Consider the following 18,174-nt stretch of genomic DNA (forward strand, 5'->3'; position numbering starts at 1 on the left):
GGACGGTGAACGCACCTCTGGCCGCGTACGGCGAGAAGGGGCAACCCATACAGGCGGCGTGAGCCACGACGGGCCGTCGGCCGCGTAAGGCGCGAAGGGGCAACGCATGCAGGCGGGCGTGAGCCACGACGGGCCGTCAGTCGCCGACGGCGCGGAGGGGCCGGGGTGGGGGGTGTCCGCCCGCAGCGGCCGGCGTCCGGCACCGGGCACTGTTCGAGTGGCCGAGCCGCCGGACCGAGGACGGACACCCCCCCCCCGGCCCCGACCCACCCACCGCACCCGAAGCGGATCGCCGCAGGCGTAAAAGGGGCGCGGGGAACTGCGCAAACGCTCGCCCCCACCGACCCGCACCCGCCCCGGGACCTGCGAGGCACCTCCTCGGGCGGGGCCCGCACAAGGCCGGCCCCGGCCGCCCGCAGCGCTCCCGTAGCATTACCGCAGCAACGACCAAGGGGGACATGAGCATGACGGACGGAACGCAGTCGAACGGGGAGCCCGGCGCAGGTAGGGACCCGTGGGCGCCACCGGAGAGCGGGCCTTCGCTGGAGAAGAGCCCGTCGCCCGGTGCCGGTCAGTCGGCGACGCCGCAACCGCCCCCCGTGCACGACCAGGCCACGATGACGTCCGTGCCGAGCGACGGCTACGCCTACCCGCCTCCCGGCGCCGCCGCCCCCGCTCCCGGCTACGCCTACCCCACCCCGGACCAGGGTGTGCCCGGCTCCGTACCGCCCCCGCCCATAGCGCCCGGCGGCCCCGGCGGCCCCGGTGGCCCCGGTGGCCCCGCCGGATACGGCTACCCCGGCTACCCGCAGGGGTACGGCGGCTGGCCCACCCCTCCGCTGCCCCCGCAGAACGGCATGGGTGTCGCGGCGATGGTGCTGGGCATCCTGTCCTGCGCCCTGTTCTGCATGTACGGCATTCTCTCGCTGGTCCTCGGCGTCCTCGCCATCGTCTTCGGCGTCAAGGGACGCAAGCGGGCCGAGCGGGGTGAGGCCACCAACCACGGGCAGGCGCAGGCCGGTTTCATCATGGGCATCATCGGGACGATCCTCGGTATCGCCGTCATCGCCGTGATGGCCGTCTTCATCGCGACCGCCATCAACTCCGACACCTCCGATGACCAGTCCGACTACTACGACGGCTCCCTGCACGCCGTCACGGCGGTCCAGCAGTACTGATCAGGCGGCTCTGAGTCGCTCCCGCGCCGCCATCAGCGCGAACCCCAGAAGGTTCGGACCGCGCCACCGCTCGGGATCGCCCGCCGCCTCGTCGTCCCCGGCGAGGCCGATGCCCCACACCCGGTCGACCGGGCTGGCCTCCACCAGCACCCGGTCGCCGGTGTTCGACAGGAACTGCCGCAGATCGTCGTGTGCCGCGAACTTGTGGACGCTGCCCTCCACGACGATCCCGAAGCGCTCGCGCTGCCAGGTCTGCTCGTCGAAGCCCCTGACCAGACGGCCCATGTTCTTGGCCTGAGCCGGAGATCCGGCTGCCAGAACCCGGCGCTCGGCGTCCTGATCTTCGAAAAGACGCGCCTTACCCGCCATCATCCAGTGCTCGGCGGTCGCGTAGGCCACTGCGTCCACCACGAACGGTGACGGCCACCACTGGCTCAGACAGCTCGCGCCGACACGGCCGTCCGGGCGCGGGCGGTGGCCCCAGAAGTGCAGATACTTGACCTTCGCGCCTGCCCGGATCTGCCTGACCAGGGCTTCCTGTGAATCGATCGTCCCCGTGATCTTCCCCATGCACGCGAGTCTGGCAGGTACCACTGACACTCCGTCCTTCCTTTTCGCGGATCACTCGACACCTGGTCGACAGATTCCGTCGCGTAACCGAAAGGCAACAACGGAATCACTTGTAGGAGTGTCATTGCTCTGTCAGGATCGGCACTCAAATCGAGCTGGAGCTACGCCACCCGCCCTCGGGACGCGAGGGGTGAAGGCGAGGAGAGCGACATGCACAACCCGGGCACTTCCACCCCGGACCGGTTCGCGGCCCAGGAGCGGTTCGCCGACGGTGCGCAGTTCATCGGAGGGCGCCTCACCAAGGGGACCTCCGGGCGCACGCACACGGTCGTGGACCCCGCGAGCGGTGAGGATGTCCTCACCTATGAACTCGCCGGCGCGGAGGACGTGGACGCGGCGGTCGCCGCGGCCCGTGCCGCCTTTCCCGGCTGGGCGGCCACCACCCCCGGTGACCGTTCGGACGCCCTGCACCGGTTCGCCGCCGTGCTCGCGGACAGCGCCGAGGACTTCGCCCGGGCCGAGTCGCTGCAGTGCGGGAAGCCGCTGAAGCTGACCCGGGAGTTCGACGTCCCGGGGACCATCGACAACACCGCCTTCTTCGCCGGTGCAGCCCGGCATCTCCAGGGCCAGTCCGCCGGTGAGTACTCCGGCGACCACACGTCGTACGTGCGGCGGGAGCCCATCGGGGTCGTCGGCTCCATCGCGCCCTGGAACTACCCCCTCCAGATGGCCGCCTGGAAAATCCTTCCGGCGATCGCCGCGGGCAACACGATCGTGCTCAAGCCCGCCGAGATCACCCCCCTCACCTCGCTTCTCTTCGCCCAGGCCGCCACCCGCGCGGGCATCCCCGACGGTGTCATCAACATCGTCAACGGAACGGGGAAGGAGGCCGGTGAGCACCTCGTCGGGCATCCCGACGTGGCCATGACCTCGTTCACCGGGTCGACCGCGGTGGGCAAGCGGGTCGCCGAGATCGCCCTCGCCACCGTCAAGCGGCTGCACCTGGAACTCGGCGGCAAGGCTCCCTTCGTCGTCTTCGACGACGCCGATCTGGAGGCCGCCGTCAACGGGGCGGTCGCGGGCGCCCTCATCAACACCGGGCAGGACTGCACGGCGGCCACGCGCGCGTACGTGCAGCGGCCCCTGTACGAGGCCTTCGTCGAGAAGACCGCCGCCCTCATGGAGACCGTACGGCTCGGGGACCCGTTCGCCGCCGGTACCGACCTCGGACCGCTCATCTCCCACGTCCAGCGGGACCGGGTCGCCGCTTTCGTCGACCGTGCGCGTGCCTACGCTCGTGTGGTGACCGGCGGCGAGGTGCCCGAGGGGGAGCTGGCCAAGGGGGCCTACTACCGGCCCACGCTCGTCGCCGACGCCGCCCAGGACAGCGAGATCGTCCAGTCGGAGATCTTCGGGCCGGTCCTCGTGGTGCTGCCCTTCGACAGCGACGACGACGGCATCCGGCTCGCCAACGACACACCGTACGGGCTGGCCGCCTCCGCCTGGAGCCGGGACGTGTACCGGGCCAACCGGGCCACGCGTGAGATCAAGGCCGGGTGCGTGTGGGTCAACGACCACATCCCGATCATCAGCGAGATGCCCCACGGCGGGTACAAGGCGTCCGGCTTCGGCAAGGACATGTCCTCGTACTCGTTCGAGGAGTACACGCAGATCAAGCACGTCATGTTCGACAACACTGCGGTTGCCGCGAAGGACTGGCACCGCACGATCTTCGGGGACCGATAGCCGTTTTCGGGCCGCCCTACCCGCGGCCGCCCACTTTCCCGAAAGGGCACCAGCGCATGGAGCAGTACGAGCCCGACCGCCTGTCACCGGCCCAAGTGGCCGCCATGCGGCGCAGTTTCCGAGGCGGCCGGGCCGCCATGACCCGGCGGTCCCTGATGCGTGCCTCCGCGGGCGGCGCGCTCGCGGTCGGCGGCCTCGGGGCGCTGAGCGGCTGCGGGATCCCCGCGGCCGGCACCACCCAGGGCGGCGTCTCCGCGGACGACCACTCGGCCAAGGAGAAGACCGTCCACTTCTCCAACTGGACCGAGTACATCGACGTGGACAAGAGCGAGAAGCACCACCCCACGCTCGACCAGTTCAAGAAGCAGACCGGCATCACCGTCAAGTACACCGAGGACATCAACGACAACGTCGAGTTCTTCGGGAAGATCAAGCCGCAGCTCGCGGCGGGGCAGGACACCGGGCGCGACATCATCGTGCTGACGGACTGGCTCGCCGCCAGGCTCATCCGACTCGGGTGGGTCCAGAAACTCGACGCCTCCAACCTCCCGCACGCCTACGCCAACCTGTCCGCGCAGTTCCGGGACCCGGACTGGGATCCGGGACGGGCGTACTCCTATGTGTGGCAGGGCATCTCGACCGTCATCGCCTACAACAAGAAGGCCCTGGACGGCGTGGAGGTGAAGTCGGTCTCCGACCTGCTCGACAACCCCAAGCTCAAGGGCCGCGTCGGCTTCCTGTCGGAGATGCGCGACAGCATCGGCATGACCCTGCTCGACATGGGCAAGGACCCGGCGAACTTCACCGCCGACGACTACGACGCGGCGATCGCACGGCTCCAGAAGGCCGTCGACAAGGGGCAGATCCGCCGCTTCACCGGCAACGACTACACCTCCGACCTGACCAGCGGCGACTTCGCGGCCTGTATCGCCTGGGCCGGTGACGTCGTACAGCTGAAGGCGGACAGCCCGGACATCGACTTCATCATTCCGGCGAGCGGATACATGACGTCGACCGACAACATGCTGATCCCCAACAAGGCACGCCACAAGACGAACGCCGAGCGGCTCATCGACTTCTACTACGAGCCGAAGCCGGCTGCTGAACTCGCCGCGTACATCAACTACGTCTCACCCGTCGACGGCGTGAAGCCCGAGCTGGCGAAGATCGACCAGGATGCGGCGAACAACCCGCTGATCATCCCCGACAAGGCCATGGCCGCGAAGTCCCACCCCTTCCGCTCACTGAGCTCGAAGGAAGAGACGGCCTTTGAAGAGAAGTTCGCGAAGCTGACTGGGGCGTGACCACCGTGACCACCGTGACGAACAAGACCACAGACAACAGCGGCGACGTCCGCCTCTCCGGCATCAGCAAGACGTACGACAACGGCTTCACGGCGGTGCAGCCGCTCGACCTGACCGTGCCGCAGGGCTCCTTCTTCGCCCTGCTCGGCGCCTCCGGCTGCGGCAAGACCACCACCCTGCGCATGATCGCCGGTCTGGAGGAGCCCACCACGGGCACCGTGCACCTCGGTGACCAGGAGGTCACCCGGCTGCCGCCCTACAAGCGGCCGGTGAACACCGTCTTCCAGTCCTACGCGCTCTTCCCGCACCTCGACATCTTCGAGAACGTCGCCTTCGGCCTGCGCCGGCGGGGCATCAAGTCGGTGAAGAAGCAGGTCGAGGACATGCTGGAGCTCGTCCAGCTGGGGGAGCAGGCGCGGAAGAAGCCGCACCAGCTGTCCGGCGGCCAGCAGCAGCGGGTCGCCGTGGCCCGGGCACTGATCAACACGCCCAAGGTGCTGCTGCTGGACGAACCGCTCGGCGCCCTCGACCTCAAGCTGCGCCGCCAGATGCAGCTGGAGCTGAAGCGCATCCAGACCGAGGTCGGCATCACCTTCGTGCACGTCACGCACGACCAGGAGGAGGCCATGACCATGGCCGACACGGTCGCCGTGATGAACGCGGGCCGCGTCGAGCAGCTCGGCTCGCCGACCGATCTGTACGAGAACCCGAACACCACCTTCGTCGCCAACTTCCTCGGCACCTCCAACCTCATCGAGGCCGAGGTCGACTCCAGGAGCGGCGGCGAGATCGTGCTGAAGGCGGGCGGCGGGAAGCTGGTGCTGCCGGAGACGAGGTACTCCGGGCCCACGACGACCGGCGGCAAGGTGCTGGTCGGTGTACGGCCCGAGAAGATCTCCCTCACCCACGCCGGCGAGGCCGGCGAGATCCCCGCGGGGCGCAACCGGATCACTGGCAAGATCGCCGACTCCTCCTTCATCGGCGTCTCCACGCAGTACGTCATCGACAGCCCCGTCTGCCCCGAGTTCGAGGTCTACGCCCAGAACATCGACCGCGACGACCGGCTCGTGCCCGGCGCCGAGGTCGTCCTGCACTGGAACCCGGCGCACACCTTCGGTCTGGACGCGGACCAGGACATCGACGCGGGCATCCAGGAAGAGGCGACGGTCTGATGGCGACGCTCACCGAGGCGCCCCCGCCGCTCTCCCCGACGGCACCCGAGAAGAAGCCCCCGCGCAAGAGGGGCCGCTTCACGCCGTACTGGCTGCTGCTGCCCGGCATCCTGTGGCTGCTGGTCTTCTTCGCGCTGCCGATGATCTACCAGGCCTCCACGTCCGTGCAGACGGGCTCCCTGGAGGAGGGCTACAAGGTCACCTGGCACTTCGCGACCTACTGGGACGCGCTGTCCCAGTACTGGCCGCAGTTCCTGCGCTCAATCCTCTACGCCGGTGCCGCCACGATCCTGTGCCTGGTGCTCGGCTACCCGCTCGCGTACCTCATCGCCTTCCGCGCGGGACGCTGGCGGAACCTGATCATGATCCTGGTGATCGCGCCCTTCTTCACCAGCTTCCTGATCCGCACCCTCGCCTGGAAGACGATCCTCGCGGACAGCGGCCCGGTGGTGAGCGCCCTCAACACCCTGCACGTCCTGGACGTCACCAACTGGCTCGGCTGGACGGCCGGCGACCGTGTCCTCGCCACACCGCTCGCGGTGGTGTGCGGTCTGACGTACAACTTCCTGCCCTTCATGATCCTGCCGCTCTACACCTCCCTGGAGCGCATCGACGGCCGGCTGCACGAGGCGGCGGGCGACCTGTACGCCAGGCCGGTCACCGTCTTCCGCAAGGTCACCTTCCCGCTGTCGATGCCGGGTGTGGTCTCCGGGACACTGCTGACCTTCATCCCGGCGGCCGGTGACTACGTCAACGCGGACCTCCTCGGCTCCACGGACACACGCATGGTCGGAAACGTCATCCAGACGCAGTTCCTGCGGATTCTCGACTATCCGACGGCGGCCGCGCTCTCCTTCATCCTGATGGCCGCGATCCTCTTCATGGTCACGCTCTACATCCGCAAGTCCGGGACGGAGGACCTGGTTTAAATGGCCTTCGTCAACTGGCTCAAGGGCAAATTCGTCGTCGTCGCGGGACTGCTGACGCTCGGATATCTCCTGCTGCCGAACGTCGTCGTCACGGTGTTCTCCTTCAACAAACCGAAGGGCCGCTTCAACTACCAGTGGCAGCAGTTCTCCACGGACGCCTGGAAGGACCCGTGCGGGGTCGCCGACATGTGCGGCTCCCTCTCCATCAGCCTCCAGATCGCGTTCTGGGCGACGATCGGCGCGACCGTACTCGGCACGATGATCGCCTTCGCGCTGGTCCGCTACCGCTTCCGGGCGCGCGGTTCCGTGAACTCGCTGATCTTCCTGCCGATGGCGATGCCCGAGGTCGTCATGGCTGCCTCGCTGCTCACCCTGTTCCTCAACATGGGCGCCCAGCTGGGCTTCTGGACGATCCTCATCGCCCACATCATGTTCTGCCTCAGCTTCGTCGTGACGGCGGTCAAGGCACGCGTGATGTCGATGGACCCCCGCCTTGAGGAGGCAGCGCGGGACCTCTACGCCGGCCCGTTCCAGACCTTCGTCCGGGTCACCCTGCCGATCGCCGCCCCCGGAATCGCCGCGGGCGCGCTGCTCGCCTTCGCGCTCTCCTTCGACGATTTCATCATCACCAACTTCAACGCGGGCTCGACCGTCACCTTCCCCATGTTCGTCTGGGGTTCGGCACAACGCGGCACACCCGTTCAGATCAACGTCATCGGTACGGCCATGTTCCTGGTCGCCGTACTTTTGGTCCTGACCTCGATGGTCATCGGCAACCGCCGGAACAAGCAAAAGGCATAAGCCCTTTTCAAGAGCCCCTGTTTTCTGGAGCCCCCTGTAGGGAGTTGACATCATGGCCCCAAGCGCCATGAGCCGTTGGACAAAGGCACTTTCCGAAGCCCAGCCGCTTCCGTACTGGCTGGACGACCCCGGCAGGCCCCACCCCGAACCCGCCCTCACCGGCGCCGAGACCTGCGACCTGCTGGTCGTCGGCGGCGGCTACAGCGGACTGTGGACCGCGCTCAACGCGAAAGAGCGCGACCCGCAGCGCGACGTGATCCTGCTGGAAGGCCGCGAGGTGGGCTGGGCCGCCTCCGGCCGCAACGGCGGCTTCTGCGCCGCCTCCCTCACCCACGGCCTGTCCAACGGGCTGACCCGCTGGCCGGACGAGATCCACCGGCTTCAGGAGCTGGGCGCCCGCAACCTCGACGAGATCGAGAAGGCGGTCGCCCGGCACGACCTCGACTGCGAGTTCGAGCGCACCGGCGAACTCGACGTGGCGACGGAGCCGTACCAGGCCAGGGAACTCCGCGAGTGGTACGAGGAACTCCAGGAGAAGGGCCTCGCCGGCGGCGTCGACCTCCTGGACGCCGACGCGGTACGGGAGCAGGTCGACTCACCGACCTTCGAGGCCGGACTCTGGGACCGCCGGGGCGTGGCCATGCTCAACCCGGCCAAGCTCGTCTGGGGCCTGAAGCGGGCGTGTCTGCGGCTCGGCGTGCGGATCCACGAGAACACGCCCGCCCTGGACCTGAAGTCGTACGGCGCCGGCATGGCCGTACGCACCCCGTACGGTTCCGTGCGCGCCCGCAAGGTCGCGCTCGGCACGAACATCTTCCCGAACCTGGTCAGGCGGGTGCGGGCGTACACCGTGCCGGTCTACGACTACGCGCTGATGACCGAACCGCTGACCGGCGAACAGCTCAGCGCGATCGGCTGGAAGAACCGGCAGGGGCTCGGGGACTCGGCGAACCAGTTCCACTACTTCCGGCTCTCCGCCGACAACCGGATCCTGTGGGGCGGTTACGACGCCGTCTACCAGTACGGCGGCCGGGTGCGCGCCGAGTACGACGACCGGCCGGAGACCTACGCCAGGCTCGCCGAGCACTTCTTCACCTGCTTCCCGCAGTTGGAGGGAGTGCGCTTCACCCACGCGTGGGGCGGCGCGATCGACACCTGTTCGAGGTTCTCCGCGTTCTACGGCACCGCCCACCGCGGCAGGGTGGCGTACGCGGCCGGCTACACGGGCCTCGGTGTCGGTGCGACCCGGTTCGGCGCCGACGTGATGCTGGACCTGCTGGCCGGGGAGAGCACCGAGCGGACCTCGCTGGAGATGGTTCGCAGGAAGCCGCTGCCGTTCCCGCCGGAACCCTTCGCCTGGACCGGCATCGCCCTCACCAAGTGGTCGCTGGCCCGCGCCGACTCGCACGCCGGGCAGCGCAATCTGTGGCTGCGGACCATGGACAAGCTCGGTCTGGGATTCGACAGCTGAACGATCGTATGTGATCCGATTCACCCCAACGAGTGGTCAGAACCCGCGTAATGCTGCCAGGGGACCTCGCTCTCCCTCGTGACGCGACCAGCGTCGACGAGAGAAAGGGAGGTCCCTTCATGACTGGGGCGAAGACGGCGGTCGAGTGGCTGGCATCCGTCGCACCGGATCCCGAGGCCTGCCGCTGGGAGTGGGAACGCAACCCCCTCGGGGTCGCGCTGCTGCCGGCGGGCAAGGTCTGGGACGTACTGATCCTGCCGGGTGATCTCGGCTACCCGACACTCGATGTCCTGACCCGCATCCTCGACCAGCTCGGCCCGGTGCTCGTCGACTTCGGCGACGCGCGGATGGGTTTCTTCGTGCCGCCGGGCACCGCGGCCCGCTGGCTCGGCACCGGCATCCGCACGGCCGGCGCCGGCACCTGGATCGTCGTGCCGTACCCGGGCCGGGTGGCCGGGGGAGGGGTGCGCTGGCTGGTCCCGCCGGACGGGTCCGGGACCCTCACCGACCCGGCGCTCCTCGAACTGGCGATGCACGAGGCGGCGGCGGGCCTGGCGACGGAGGGTGACGGCTGACCGACGTTCCACCGCGCTGTCGTCGGCCGTCCGTGCGGCCGACGCGGGCCGGAGAGTCCTGTGCACAGTGGGAGTGCGGCGCTGCGGGCGTCCCCCGCCGGTAGCGGCCACGCCCAGTGTGCCCAGGGGTTCAGGGTCGGCTGTGTCGTGCCAGGAACAGCCGGAACAGGAGCAGGAGGTCGGTGCTGAGGCACCAGCTGGCCACCACGTCCAGCGGCCAGTGCCAGCCGTGGCGGACCAGGCCGTAGGAGACGCCGAGGACGACAAGGACGTAGCCGAGGGCGAGGAGGCGGCGGGTCCGGGCGGATCGGAGGAACGGCAGGACGAGCAGGGTGGCGGCGCCGTACGCGATGGCGGCCGTGGCGGTGTGGCCCGACGGGAAGTAGCCGGTCGCGGGGGGTACGACCGGGGTGCCCGGGCGGTCGGTGAGTTCCTTGAGGGGGACGATCAGAGCCGGGACCAGTGCCATCAGGACGGCCGCCGCGGTGGGCGGCAGCCACCACCGGTCCGTACCGCTGCGGCGGGCGCGCCAGGCTGAGTAGAGGAGCGCCAGCACCAGGACCGGGATCGCGACCGTGGCGTTGCCCAGGTCGGAGAGCGCGGCCGACGGGCGGTCCGGGTGGATCAGCGCCCGGCTGACCCGCTCGTCGACACGCAGAAGCGGCCCGTCCTCGACGACCTGCCAGGTGATCAGGGCGAAGAGGAGGGCCGGAATTCCGAGAAGGAAGGTGAAGAAGGCCGGCCGCCCCGGAACAGGGGGGGTGGTTCCGGGGCGGCCGATCAGATCGGGTCGTCGGCCGCCCCGGGGGGTTTGGGGCGGACGACTGTCCGATCGGTGAGGAGATCCGGAGCTGGAGGCTCCAGTTGTGTGCGCGAGGGCACGACCAGGTCGAAGCTGGGGAGGCCCCGGCCTGATCTCGCCCACAGTTCCCTGTGGGCGGGGTGTATCTCTCATCTGCTCCGAACCTACGGCAGGGGGACGGGATACGACAGGCACAATCCCATCCTCGCAAGCACCTCGCACACCTTCTTCACACCCTCTGCCGTTCGCCATCGCAGCCCCGGAATCCCCAGGGGGTGTCAAGCCCGGGACGTCAGATGCGGGTGAAGGCCTGCTCGATGATGTCGAGGCCCTCGTTCAGGAGGTCCTCGCCGATGACGAGCGGGGGCAGGAAGCGCAGGACGTTGCCGTAGGTGCCACAGGTCAGGACCAGCAGGCCCTCCTGGTGGCAGGCCTTGGCGAGCGCGGCGGTCGCCTCCGGGTCCGGCTCCTTGGTCGCACGGTCCTTCACGAGCTCGATGGCGATCATGGCGCCGCGGCCGCGGATGTCGCCGATGACGTCGAACTTCTCGGCCATCGCGGTGAGGCGGGCCTTCATCGTCGCCTCGATCGCCTTCGCCCTCGCGTTGAGGTCGAGCTCCTTCATGGTCTCGATCGAGCCGAGCGCGCCCGCGCAGGCGACCGGGTTTCCGCCGTAGGTGCCGCCCAGGCCACCCGCGTGGGCGGCGTCCATGATCTCGGCGCGCCCGGTGACGGCGGCGAGCGGGAGGCCGCCGGCGATGCCCTTGGCGGTGGTGATCAGGTCGGGGACGATGCCCTCGTCCTCACAGGCGAACCACTGGCCGGTACGGCAGAAGCCGGACTGGATCTCGTCGGCGACGAAGACGATGCCGTTGGCCCTCGCGAACTCGCTGATCGCGGGCAGGAAACCCTTGGCGGGCTCGATGAAGCCGCCCTCGCCGAGGACCGGCTCGATGATGATCGCGGCGACGTTCTCCGCGCCGACCTGCTTGGAGATCTGGTCGACGGCCTGGGCGGCGGCCTCCGGTCCGGCGTTCTCGGGGCCGGTCGGCCAGCGGTAGCCGTACGCCACCGGCACGCGGTAGACCTCGGGCGCGAACGGCCCGAAGCCGTGCTTGTACGGCATGTTCTTCGCCGTCAGCGCCATCGTGAGGTTGGTGCGGCCGTGGTACCCGTGGTCGAACACGACCACGGCCTGCCGCTTCGTGTACGCCCGCGCGATCTTGACGGCGTTCTCGACGGCCTCGGCACCGCTGTTGAACAGGGCCGACTTCTTGGCGTGGTCACCCGGGGTGAGCTCGGCGAGGGCCTCGGCGACCGCCACGTAGCCCTCGTAGGGGGTGACCATGAAACAGGTGTGGGTGAAGTCGGCCAGCTGTGCCGTGGCACGGCGGACGACGGCCTCGGCGGAGGCGCCGACGCTGGTTACGGCGATGCCGGAACCGAAGTCGATGAGCCGGTTCCCGTCGACGTCCTCGATGATCCCGCCGCCCGCGCGCGCTGTGAACACGGGGAGCACGGACCCCACACCCTGCGCCACCGCGGCGACGCGGCGGGCCTGAAGCTCCTGGGACTTGGGCCCGGGGATGGCGGTGACGATGCGGCGCTCCTGCGGAAGTGCGGTCATGAGGGGCTCCTGGGGTGGTGCGGGCGTTGACTTCGCGGACTCTGTCCAGTCTTTTCTTGCAGGCTAGGACGGGGGAGGAGGGGTGGGCATGCTCCATGTGGGCGTTGTCGGGGGTGTGGGTTGTCCGCGGTGGACATAGCCGGTTTCCGGAGCGGTGTGACGCATCGGCCCCGCAAACCGTGAACTCCCTTTGCGGGCGCGTTAGATTGGCCGCTGACGGTGGACGGAACGGCTGGTCAGGGAGCAGGGGCGATGGACAGCGACGGGACGCAGGACGCGCGGGGTACGCATGCGAATCCTGTGCCACGACCCGCGGGGCCGCGCGAGCCCTCCGTGGTCCCGCCGATGCCCTCCCGGGCACCCGGGATGCCCCCAGTGCCGGACGGCTCGGCGTTCCTGGGCTGGCTGAGGGCGCCGCGCCCCGAGGCTGCCCCCGGTGTGTGGCGCTTCGGCCATCAGCCCCGGCCGGAGAAGGAGCCGGAGCAGATCCCGACGCGGCAGCTGGTGAGTGGCGCGGTGATCGGATTCCTTTGCGGGTGGCTGCTCTGCTCCCTGTTGAACAACGGTTACCTGGGCGGCTACTGGTTCTGGCCGTGGTACGTGTTGGCGCCCGATTCGTGGACTCATGGGCAAGCGGGCTGGCTGGGTGCCCTTTCCTACGTCTACAAGTATTTGTTCTTCGCCGGCATCTTCGCGGTCTTCGGGAAGATCAGTCGCTGGGGCGAGATCTGGCGTCGTTTCGGGCCGCCCGCCTGGAGTCACAAGGCCGCGGCGGCTCATGAACCGCCTCCCACTCCCGAGCAGGACCCCGCCGAATGGCCCCAGCTTCGTGCCGCCGGTGCCGCCGACGCCGCCGAGCGGCTCGCTGCCGAGGCCAGGGCCGGGTTGATGCGCGACGTCGACCACGCCCGGATCGTGCGGGCCTGGCAGGGTGTGCGCAGTGGCCGGTTCGGCCTCGGCACGTTCACCGGTGCGGTGCTCCAGGACGGCGCCGCCGCCTGTCTGCATCCTTCCGGGGAGCGGGACCTGCCCGCCCGGCTCGCCCGGCACGACCTGATGACCGGGCAGGTGCGGCTGGGGACGACAGCTGACGACGCCCGTAATCCGTACGGCTACCGCGGTACCGGCCTGGGGCTCGCGCCCGAGCTGCTCGGCACCTCGCTGCTCGCCGTCGGACCGGCCGGTTCCGGGAAGACCGGGACCGTGATCAGGCCGCTCGCCGAGTCGCTGTGTCTGCACGCCCTCGCCGGACGGGCCGCCGTCGTGGTGGTCGGCGCGGCGGGCGCCGGGCTCGGACCGGCCGACTCCTACGACGTCGTCGTACAGATCGGGAATCCGGACTCGGTGTACGACCTCGACCTGTACGGCGGGACGACCGACCCGGACGAGGCCGCGGCCGTGCTCGCGGAAGCGCTGGTCGGGGATCTCGCCGAGCCTCACCAGGGGGGCGACACCCGGCGCTCCACCACCGTGCTCGCCCAGCTCCTCGGCCCGTTCCGGGCGGTCCACGGCCGTTTCCCCTCCGTGCCTGAGCTGCGCGGGCTGCTCGACGGCGCCCCCGGGCCGCTGGCCGCGCTGCGCAAGGGTCTCGAGGATTCCGGGCAGGAGTCGCTGCTGCGTGAACTCGACGCGCGGGAGCGGCAGATGGGGCACGCGGGGGACGTGGGGGACATCCTCGCGGACCGGATCGCACTGCTCGACCGGCCCGCGTTCGCCGCGTTCTTCCAGAGCGCGGACCTCGACCCGGCGGGGCAGTCGCGGCCGTTCTCGCTGAAGGCCCTGGACCATCCCGTCCGCGTCCGTATCGACCTGCCCCAGCGCGGGCACGCCGACGCCTCGCGGATCCTGGCACGGCTGGTGCTCGCGCAGTTCACGGCGAGCGTCGCGGTGCGGGAGGACCGGTCGCTGTTCGCCTGCCTGATCGTCGACGACGCCACCGGGGTCGTGACGCCGGAAGCCGTGCGGGGAGTGCAGCGGCTGCGGTCCGGCAACGCCGGGGTCGTGCTGACGCTGCGGACGCTGGACGACGTACCCCGGCCGCTGCGCGGACCGCTGCTCGGGGCCGTCGGATGCCGGATGGCGCTGGCCGGGCTCACCCCGTGGGACGGGCAGGACTTCGCCGAGGTGTGGGGCAAGGAGTGGATCGAGGCGCGGGACGTCACCGACCGGCAGATCATCGCGGAGACACCGGCCGGCAAGGTGCTGCACGCGGTGCGCCGGGTCATCACCGGGAAGGCGCCGACCGCGCGCGCGGTGACCGTACGGCAGGTCGAGCGGGAGCGGTGGTCCGCGTCCGAGTTGGCGCACGGGGTGCCGCCGGGGCACGCGGTGCTCTCCCTGACGAGTGTGACGGGCGAACACGCGCCGCCGCTGCTGGTGGATCTGCGGGGCTGACGCGAGCTGAGGACCGTACGGTGAGGCAGAATCGGGACAGGCCGTTCATACGTGGCGGCCAAATGATCACGCCTCCCGGAACAGCTCCCGGAACATCTTTCGGAACGCCTCGCGGAACGTTTTTCCGACCACCTCTCTGAAGGTCCCGGCCCCATGCCCCCCACCCTCGCCTCGCTCGTCCACCACTCCGCGCTCAAGCTGACCGTGCGCGCGGGCGAGGACCGGCTGGACGTGCCCGTCCGCTGGGCGCATGTCAGCGAGCTCGCCGATCCCGTCCCGTACATGGAGGGCGGGGAGCTGCTGCTGATCACCGCGCTGAAGCTGGACGCGGAGGACCCGGAGGCGATGCGGCGGTATGTGAAGCGGCTGGCCGAGGCGGGCGTGGTCGGGCTCGGGTTCGCCGTCGGGGTCAACTACGAGGAGATCCCCGACGCACTCGTCGACGCGGCCCGCGACGAAGGGCTGCCGCTGCTCGAAGTACCGCGCCGCACACCCTTCCTCGCCATCAGCAAGGCCGTGTCCGCGGCGATCGCCGCCGACCAGTACCGGTCCGTCACCGCGGGCTTCGCCGCTCAGCGCGAGCTGACCAGGCAGGCCCTGACCGACGGCCCCGAGGGGCTGCTCGCCGCGCTCGCCTCCCAGGTGGACGGCTGGGCGGCCCTCTACGACGCCTCGGGCGCCGTCGTCGCCGCCGCACCGGAGTGGGCCGGGCGCCGGGCCGCGCGGATCGTCGCCGACGTGGAACGCCTGCGGGAGCGGCCCGCGCCCGCCTCCTCCGTGGTCGGCGGGTCCGACACCGCGGACGACGACGACCGGGTCGAGCTGCACTCCCTGGGCACCGGGCGGCGCCCCCGGGCCGCGCTGGCGGTGGGGACGGCCGCGGCGCTCGGCACGGCCCAGCGGTATGCGGTGCACTCGGCGATCGCGCTGCTGACGCTCACGACCGAGCGGTCCCGTTCCCTGCAGGCGGCCGAGCAGCGCATCGGGGCGGCGGTGCTGCGGATGCTGCTCGCGGGGGAGCCGGAGCACGCGCGTACCGTCGCGGGCGATCTCTACGGCGGCCTTCTGGACGCGCCCTTCCGGGTGCTCGTGGCGGAGACCGTCGCCGTGTCGTCCGTGCGGATCCCCGTCGGGGCGCAGACCCGGGTGCCGTCCGTCGCGGTGCCCGCCGCCGCCTCCGGGACCGCCGCCTCCGGGACCGCCGCCTCCGGGAGCGGCGGCGATCCGCTCGGGGCGCTCACCGACATCGTGGAGTCCGCGGCGGCCCGGTCCGGCGAGGTCGTGCTCGTGGTCCCCGAGGGGGAGCGGCTGGTCGTGCTGGCCGCGGACGGCGGAGCCGCGGTCGCCGCGTGCGGGCAGTACATGGTGGCGCTGGAGGCGGCGCGGACCAGCGAGCGGACGACCGCGGAGAGCGAGGAAGAACCGGTCGTCGGGGTCTCGGCACCCGTGGGGCCGATCGCCGCGGCCGCCGCCTACAAGCAGGCCGTACAGGCACTGTCGGTCGCCCGGCGGCGGGGCCGGCTGTACGTCGAGCACGAACAGCTGGCTTCCGGGTCCGTCCTGCCCCTGCTCGCCGACGACGCGGTGAAGGCGTTCGCCGGCGGACTGCTGCGCCCGCTGCACGAGCACGACGCGACCGGCCGGGGTGACCTGGTGGACTCCCTGCGGGCCTGGCTCTCCCGGCACGGGCAGTGGGACGCGGCGGCCGCCGATCTGGGAGTGCATCGGCACACGTTGCGGTACCGGATGCGCAGGGTCGAGGAGATCCTGGGCCGCTCGCTGGACGATCCCGACGTACGCATGGAGCTGTGGCTGGCGCTGAAGGCGACGTCGGCGGACTAGGACGCGTTCCGAAAGCAGCGTCGTCCGCCCGTGGGGCGGGCCCGACGGCCCGACGGGGCTGGGGAGCGACCGCCGGGCGGTCGGTGTGCCAAACCGGTGTGCAGGTCCTCCCCACTGCTACACCCCGGACACATTCGATCCCGCCGCCCCGGCCCTACCGTGGGGGCATGACTTCCACCCACGCCTTCTGGCTCGCCGGCCGCCGGGTCGCCGGCGAGGACACCTTCGACGTCACCTCTCCCTGGGACGGCCGGCTGGTCGGCAGGGTCGCCGTGCCGGACGGCGAGCAGATCGAGGAGGCCGTGGCCGCCGCGTACGCCGTACGGGACGAGTTCGCCGCGACCCCCGCCCACGTCCGCGCGGCGGCCCTCGACCACGTCAGCCGCGGGCTCGTCGAGCGCACCGAGGAGATCGCCCGGCTGATCTCCGCCGAGAACGGCAAACCGGTCAAGTGGGCCCGGGGGGAGGTCGGGCGTGCGGTGTCCGTGTTCCGGTTCGCGGCGGAAGAGGCCCGGCGGTTCAACGGCGGCGAGGCCCAGCGGCTCGACACCGACCTCGGCGGCCAGGGTCGCCTCGCGCTGACCCGGCGCTTCCCGAAGGGTGCGGTCCTCGGCATCGCGCCCTTCAACTTCCCGCTCAACCTCTGCGCCCACAAGATCGCCCCGGCGATCGCGGCCGGTGTGCCGATCATCCTCAAGCCGGCCCCCGCCACCCCGCTGTCCGGGTTGATCATCGGCGAGCTCCTCGCCGCGGCCGCGGCCGCAGGGGCCGAACTGCCCGCCGGCTCCTGGAGCATCCTCCCCGTCCCGAACGACCGCATGGCCGACCTGGTCCAGGACGAGCGGCTGCCCGTGATCTCCTTCACCGGTTCCGAGAAGGTCGGTTACGCGATCATGGACTCGGTGCCGCGCAAGCACTGCACGCTGGAGCTGGGCGGCAACGGCGCCGCGGTCGTGCTCGGCGACTACGCCTCCGACGTCGACCTCGACTGGGCCGCGACCCGTATCGCGACCTTCTCCAACTACCAGGGCGGCCAGTCCTGCATCTCCGTGCAGCGGGTCATCGCCGACGCGTCGGTGTACGACCGGCTGCTCCCGAGGATCGTCGCCGCCGTCGAGGCTCAGGGCACGGGCGACCCGGGCGACGACGGGACCGACGTCGGTCCGCTGGTCAGCGAGGACGCGGCCAAGCGCGTCGAGGCGTGGGTGAAGGAGGCCGTGGAGGCGGGCGCGAGCCTGCTGACGGGCGGTGACCGCGACGGCGCCTCCTATGCGCCGACCGTCCTCACCGACGTCCCGGCCGACACGGCGATCTCCTGCGAGGAGGTCTTCGGGCCGGTCCTGACCGTGCAGAAGGTGAACGGTGAGGACGAGGCCTTCGCCGCCGTCAACTCCTCCAAGTACGGGCTCCAGGCAGGCGTGTTCACCCACGACCTGCAGGCCGCCTTCCGCGCCCACCGGGCCCTTGAGGTCGGCGGTGTCGTCATCGGCGACGTGCCCTCCTACCGCGCCGACCAGATGCCGTACGGCGGCGCCAAGCAGTCCGGGGTGGGCCGCGAGGGCGTGAAGTTCGCGATGGACGACTACACCTACGAGCGGGTGCTGGTGCTCACGGGGCTCGCGCTCTGAGAATCCGTGCGTCCCGCGGCGGACTCCACTAGCTAATGGGAACCATTTTCAGGTAGAGTTGGCGCAGCGACGCTGACCCGCCGCCCCGAAGGGGCCCGGCACCGATGCCTTCCGGTGCCGGGCCCCTTCTTGTCG

14 protein-coding genes are annotated in these 18,174 nt (G+C 70.5%); 11 read left to right on the forward strand and 3 right to left on the reverse strand.

The genetic code is table 11. The annotated features are described in order from the left end of the window. The first annotated feature begins 464 nt into the window (after positions 1–464). On the forward strand, positions 465–1,178 hold the full coding sequence (locus tag OHT57_RS35660; protein WP_328750877.1) for a DUF4190 domain-containing protein: 714 nt from the start codon (positions 465–467) through the stop codon (positions 1,176–1,178). Here the strand turns inward: OHT57_RS35660 and OHT57_RS35665 are convergent, their stop codons facing one another. Next, positions 1,179–1,748 carry an NADAR family protein gene (locus OHT57_RS35665; protein WP_328750878.1) on the reverse strand — a complete coding sequence of 190 codons (570 nt, stop codon included), beginning with the start codon at positions 1,746–1,748 and terminating at the stop codon, positions 1,179–1,181. Between the two features lie 210 nt (positions 1,749–1,958). Between OHT57_RS35665 and OHT57_RS35670 the strand changes: the two genes are divergently transcribed. The 7 genes from OHT57_RS35670 (at position 1,959) to OHT57_RS35700 (ending at position 9,746) form a co-directional block, all read left to right on the forward strand. Next, entirely contained in the window at positions 1,959–3,494 is a 1,536-nt protein-coding gene (locus tag OHT57_RS35670) for a gamma-aminobutyraldehyde dehydrogenase (protein ID WP_328750879.1), read from the forward strand. Positions 3,495–3,550: 56 nt separating this feature from the next. Beyond that, complete coding sequence (locus OHT57_RS35675; protein ID WP_328750880.1) at positions 3,551–4,798, forward strand: ABC transporter substrate-binding protein; 1,248 nt, start codon at positions 3,551–3,553, stop codon at positions 4,796–4,798. 5 nt (positions 4,799–4,803) lie between these two features. Beyond that, positions 4,804–5,970 (forward strand): ABC transporter ATP-binding protein, encoded by a 1,167-nt coding sequence (locus OHT57_RS35680; RefSeq protein WP_328753418.1) that lies wholly within the window; start codon positions 4,804–4,806, stop codon positions 5,968–5,970. Further along, positions 5,970–6,899, forward strand: a complete 930-nt coding sequence (locus OHT57_RS35685; protein ID WP_328750881.1) for an ABC transporter permease — start codon at positions 5,970–5,972, stop codon at positions 6,897–6,899. The genes OHT57_RS35680 and OHT57_RS35685 overlap by 1 nt, the downstream gene beginning before the upstream one ends. Next, positions 6,900–7,700 (forward strand): ABC transporter permease, encoded by an 801-nt coding sequence (locus tag OHT57_RS35690; protein ID WP_328750882.1) that lies wholly within the window; start codon positions 6,900–6,902, stop codon positions 7,698–7,700. Positions 7,701–7,752: 52 nt separating this feature from the next. Next, the gene (locus OHT57_RS35695; protein ID WP_328750883.1) at positions 7,753–9,171 is read left to right on the forward strand and encodes an NAD(P)/FAD-dependent oxidoreductase; all 1,419 of its coding nucleotides are present in this window, start codon (positions 7,753–7,755) and stop codon (positions 9,169–9,171) included. A 119-nt stretch (positions 9,172–9,290) separates the two neighbouring features. Beyond that, the gene (locus tag OHT57_RS35700) at positions 9,291–9,746 is read left to right on the forward strand and encodes a hypothetical protein (RefSeq protein ID WP_328750884.1); all 456 of its coding nucleotides are present in this window, start codon (positions 9,291–9,293) and stop codon (positions 9,744–9,746) included. A 130-nt stretch (positions 9,747–9,876) separates the two neighbouring features. Here OHT57_RS35700 and OHT57_RS35705 read toward each other — a convergent pair whose 3' ends face one another. Continuing rightward, positions 9,877–10,671, reverse strand: coding sequence for a phosphatase PAP2 family protein (locus tag OHT57_RS35705; RefSeq protein WP_328750885.1), 795 nt, complete (start codon positions 10,669–10,671; stop codon positions 9,877–9,879). A 169-nt stretch (positions 10,672–10,840) separates the two neighbouring features. Beyond that, entirely contained in the window at positions 10,841–12,175 is a 1,335-nt protein-coding gene (gene gabT / locus OHT57_RS35710) for a 4-aminobutyrate--2-oxoglutarate transaminase (RefSeq protein ID WP_328750886.1), read from the reverse strand. A 252-nt stretch (positions 12,176–12,427) separates the two neighbouring features. On the opposite strand from gabT, the gene OHT57_RS35715 reads away from it, so the two are divergent. The 3 genes from OHT57_RS35715 (at position 12,428) to OHT57_RS35725 (ending at position 18,039) form a co-directional block, all read left to right on the forward strand. Then, a complete protein-coding gene (locus OHT57_RS35715; RefSeq protein ID WP_328750887.1) occupies positions 12,428–14,569 on the forward strand; it encodes an ATP-binding protein in 2,142 nt (713 codons plus the stop codon). Positions 14,570–14,722: 153 nt separating this feature from the next. Next, positions 14,723–16,411 (forward strand): PucR family transcriptional regulator, encoded by a 1,689-nt coding sequence (locus OHT57_RS35720; RefSeq protein WP_328750888.1) that lies wholly within the window; start codon positions 14,723–14,725, stop codon positions 16,409–16,411. Positions 16,412–16,578: 167 nt separating this feature from the next. After that, on the forward strand, positions 16,579–18,039 hold the full coding sequence (locus OHT57_RS35725; RefSeq protein WP_328750889.1) for an aldehyde dehydrogenase family protein: 1,461 nt from the start codon (positions 16,579–16,581) through the stop codon (positions 18,037–18,039). Positions 18,040–18,174: the final 135 nt, after the last annotated feature.

It is taken from the genome of Streptomyces sp. NBC_00285 (assembly GCF_036174265.1).
Classification (GTDB): Bacteria; Actinomycetota; Actinomycetes; order Streptomycetales; family Streptomycetaceae; genus Streptomyces.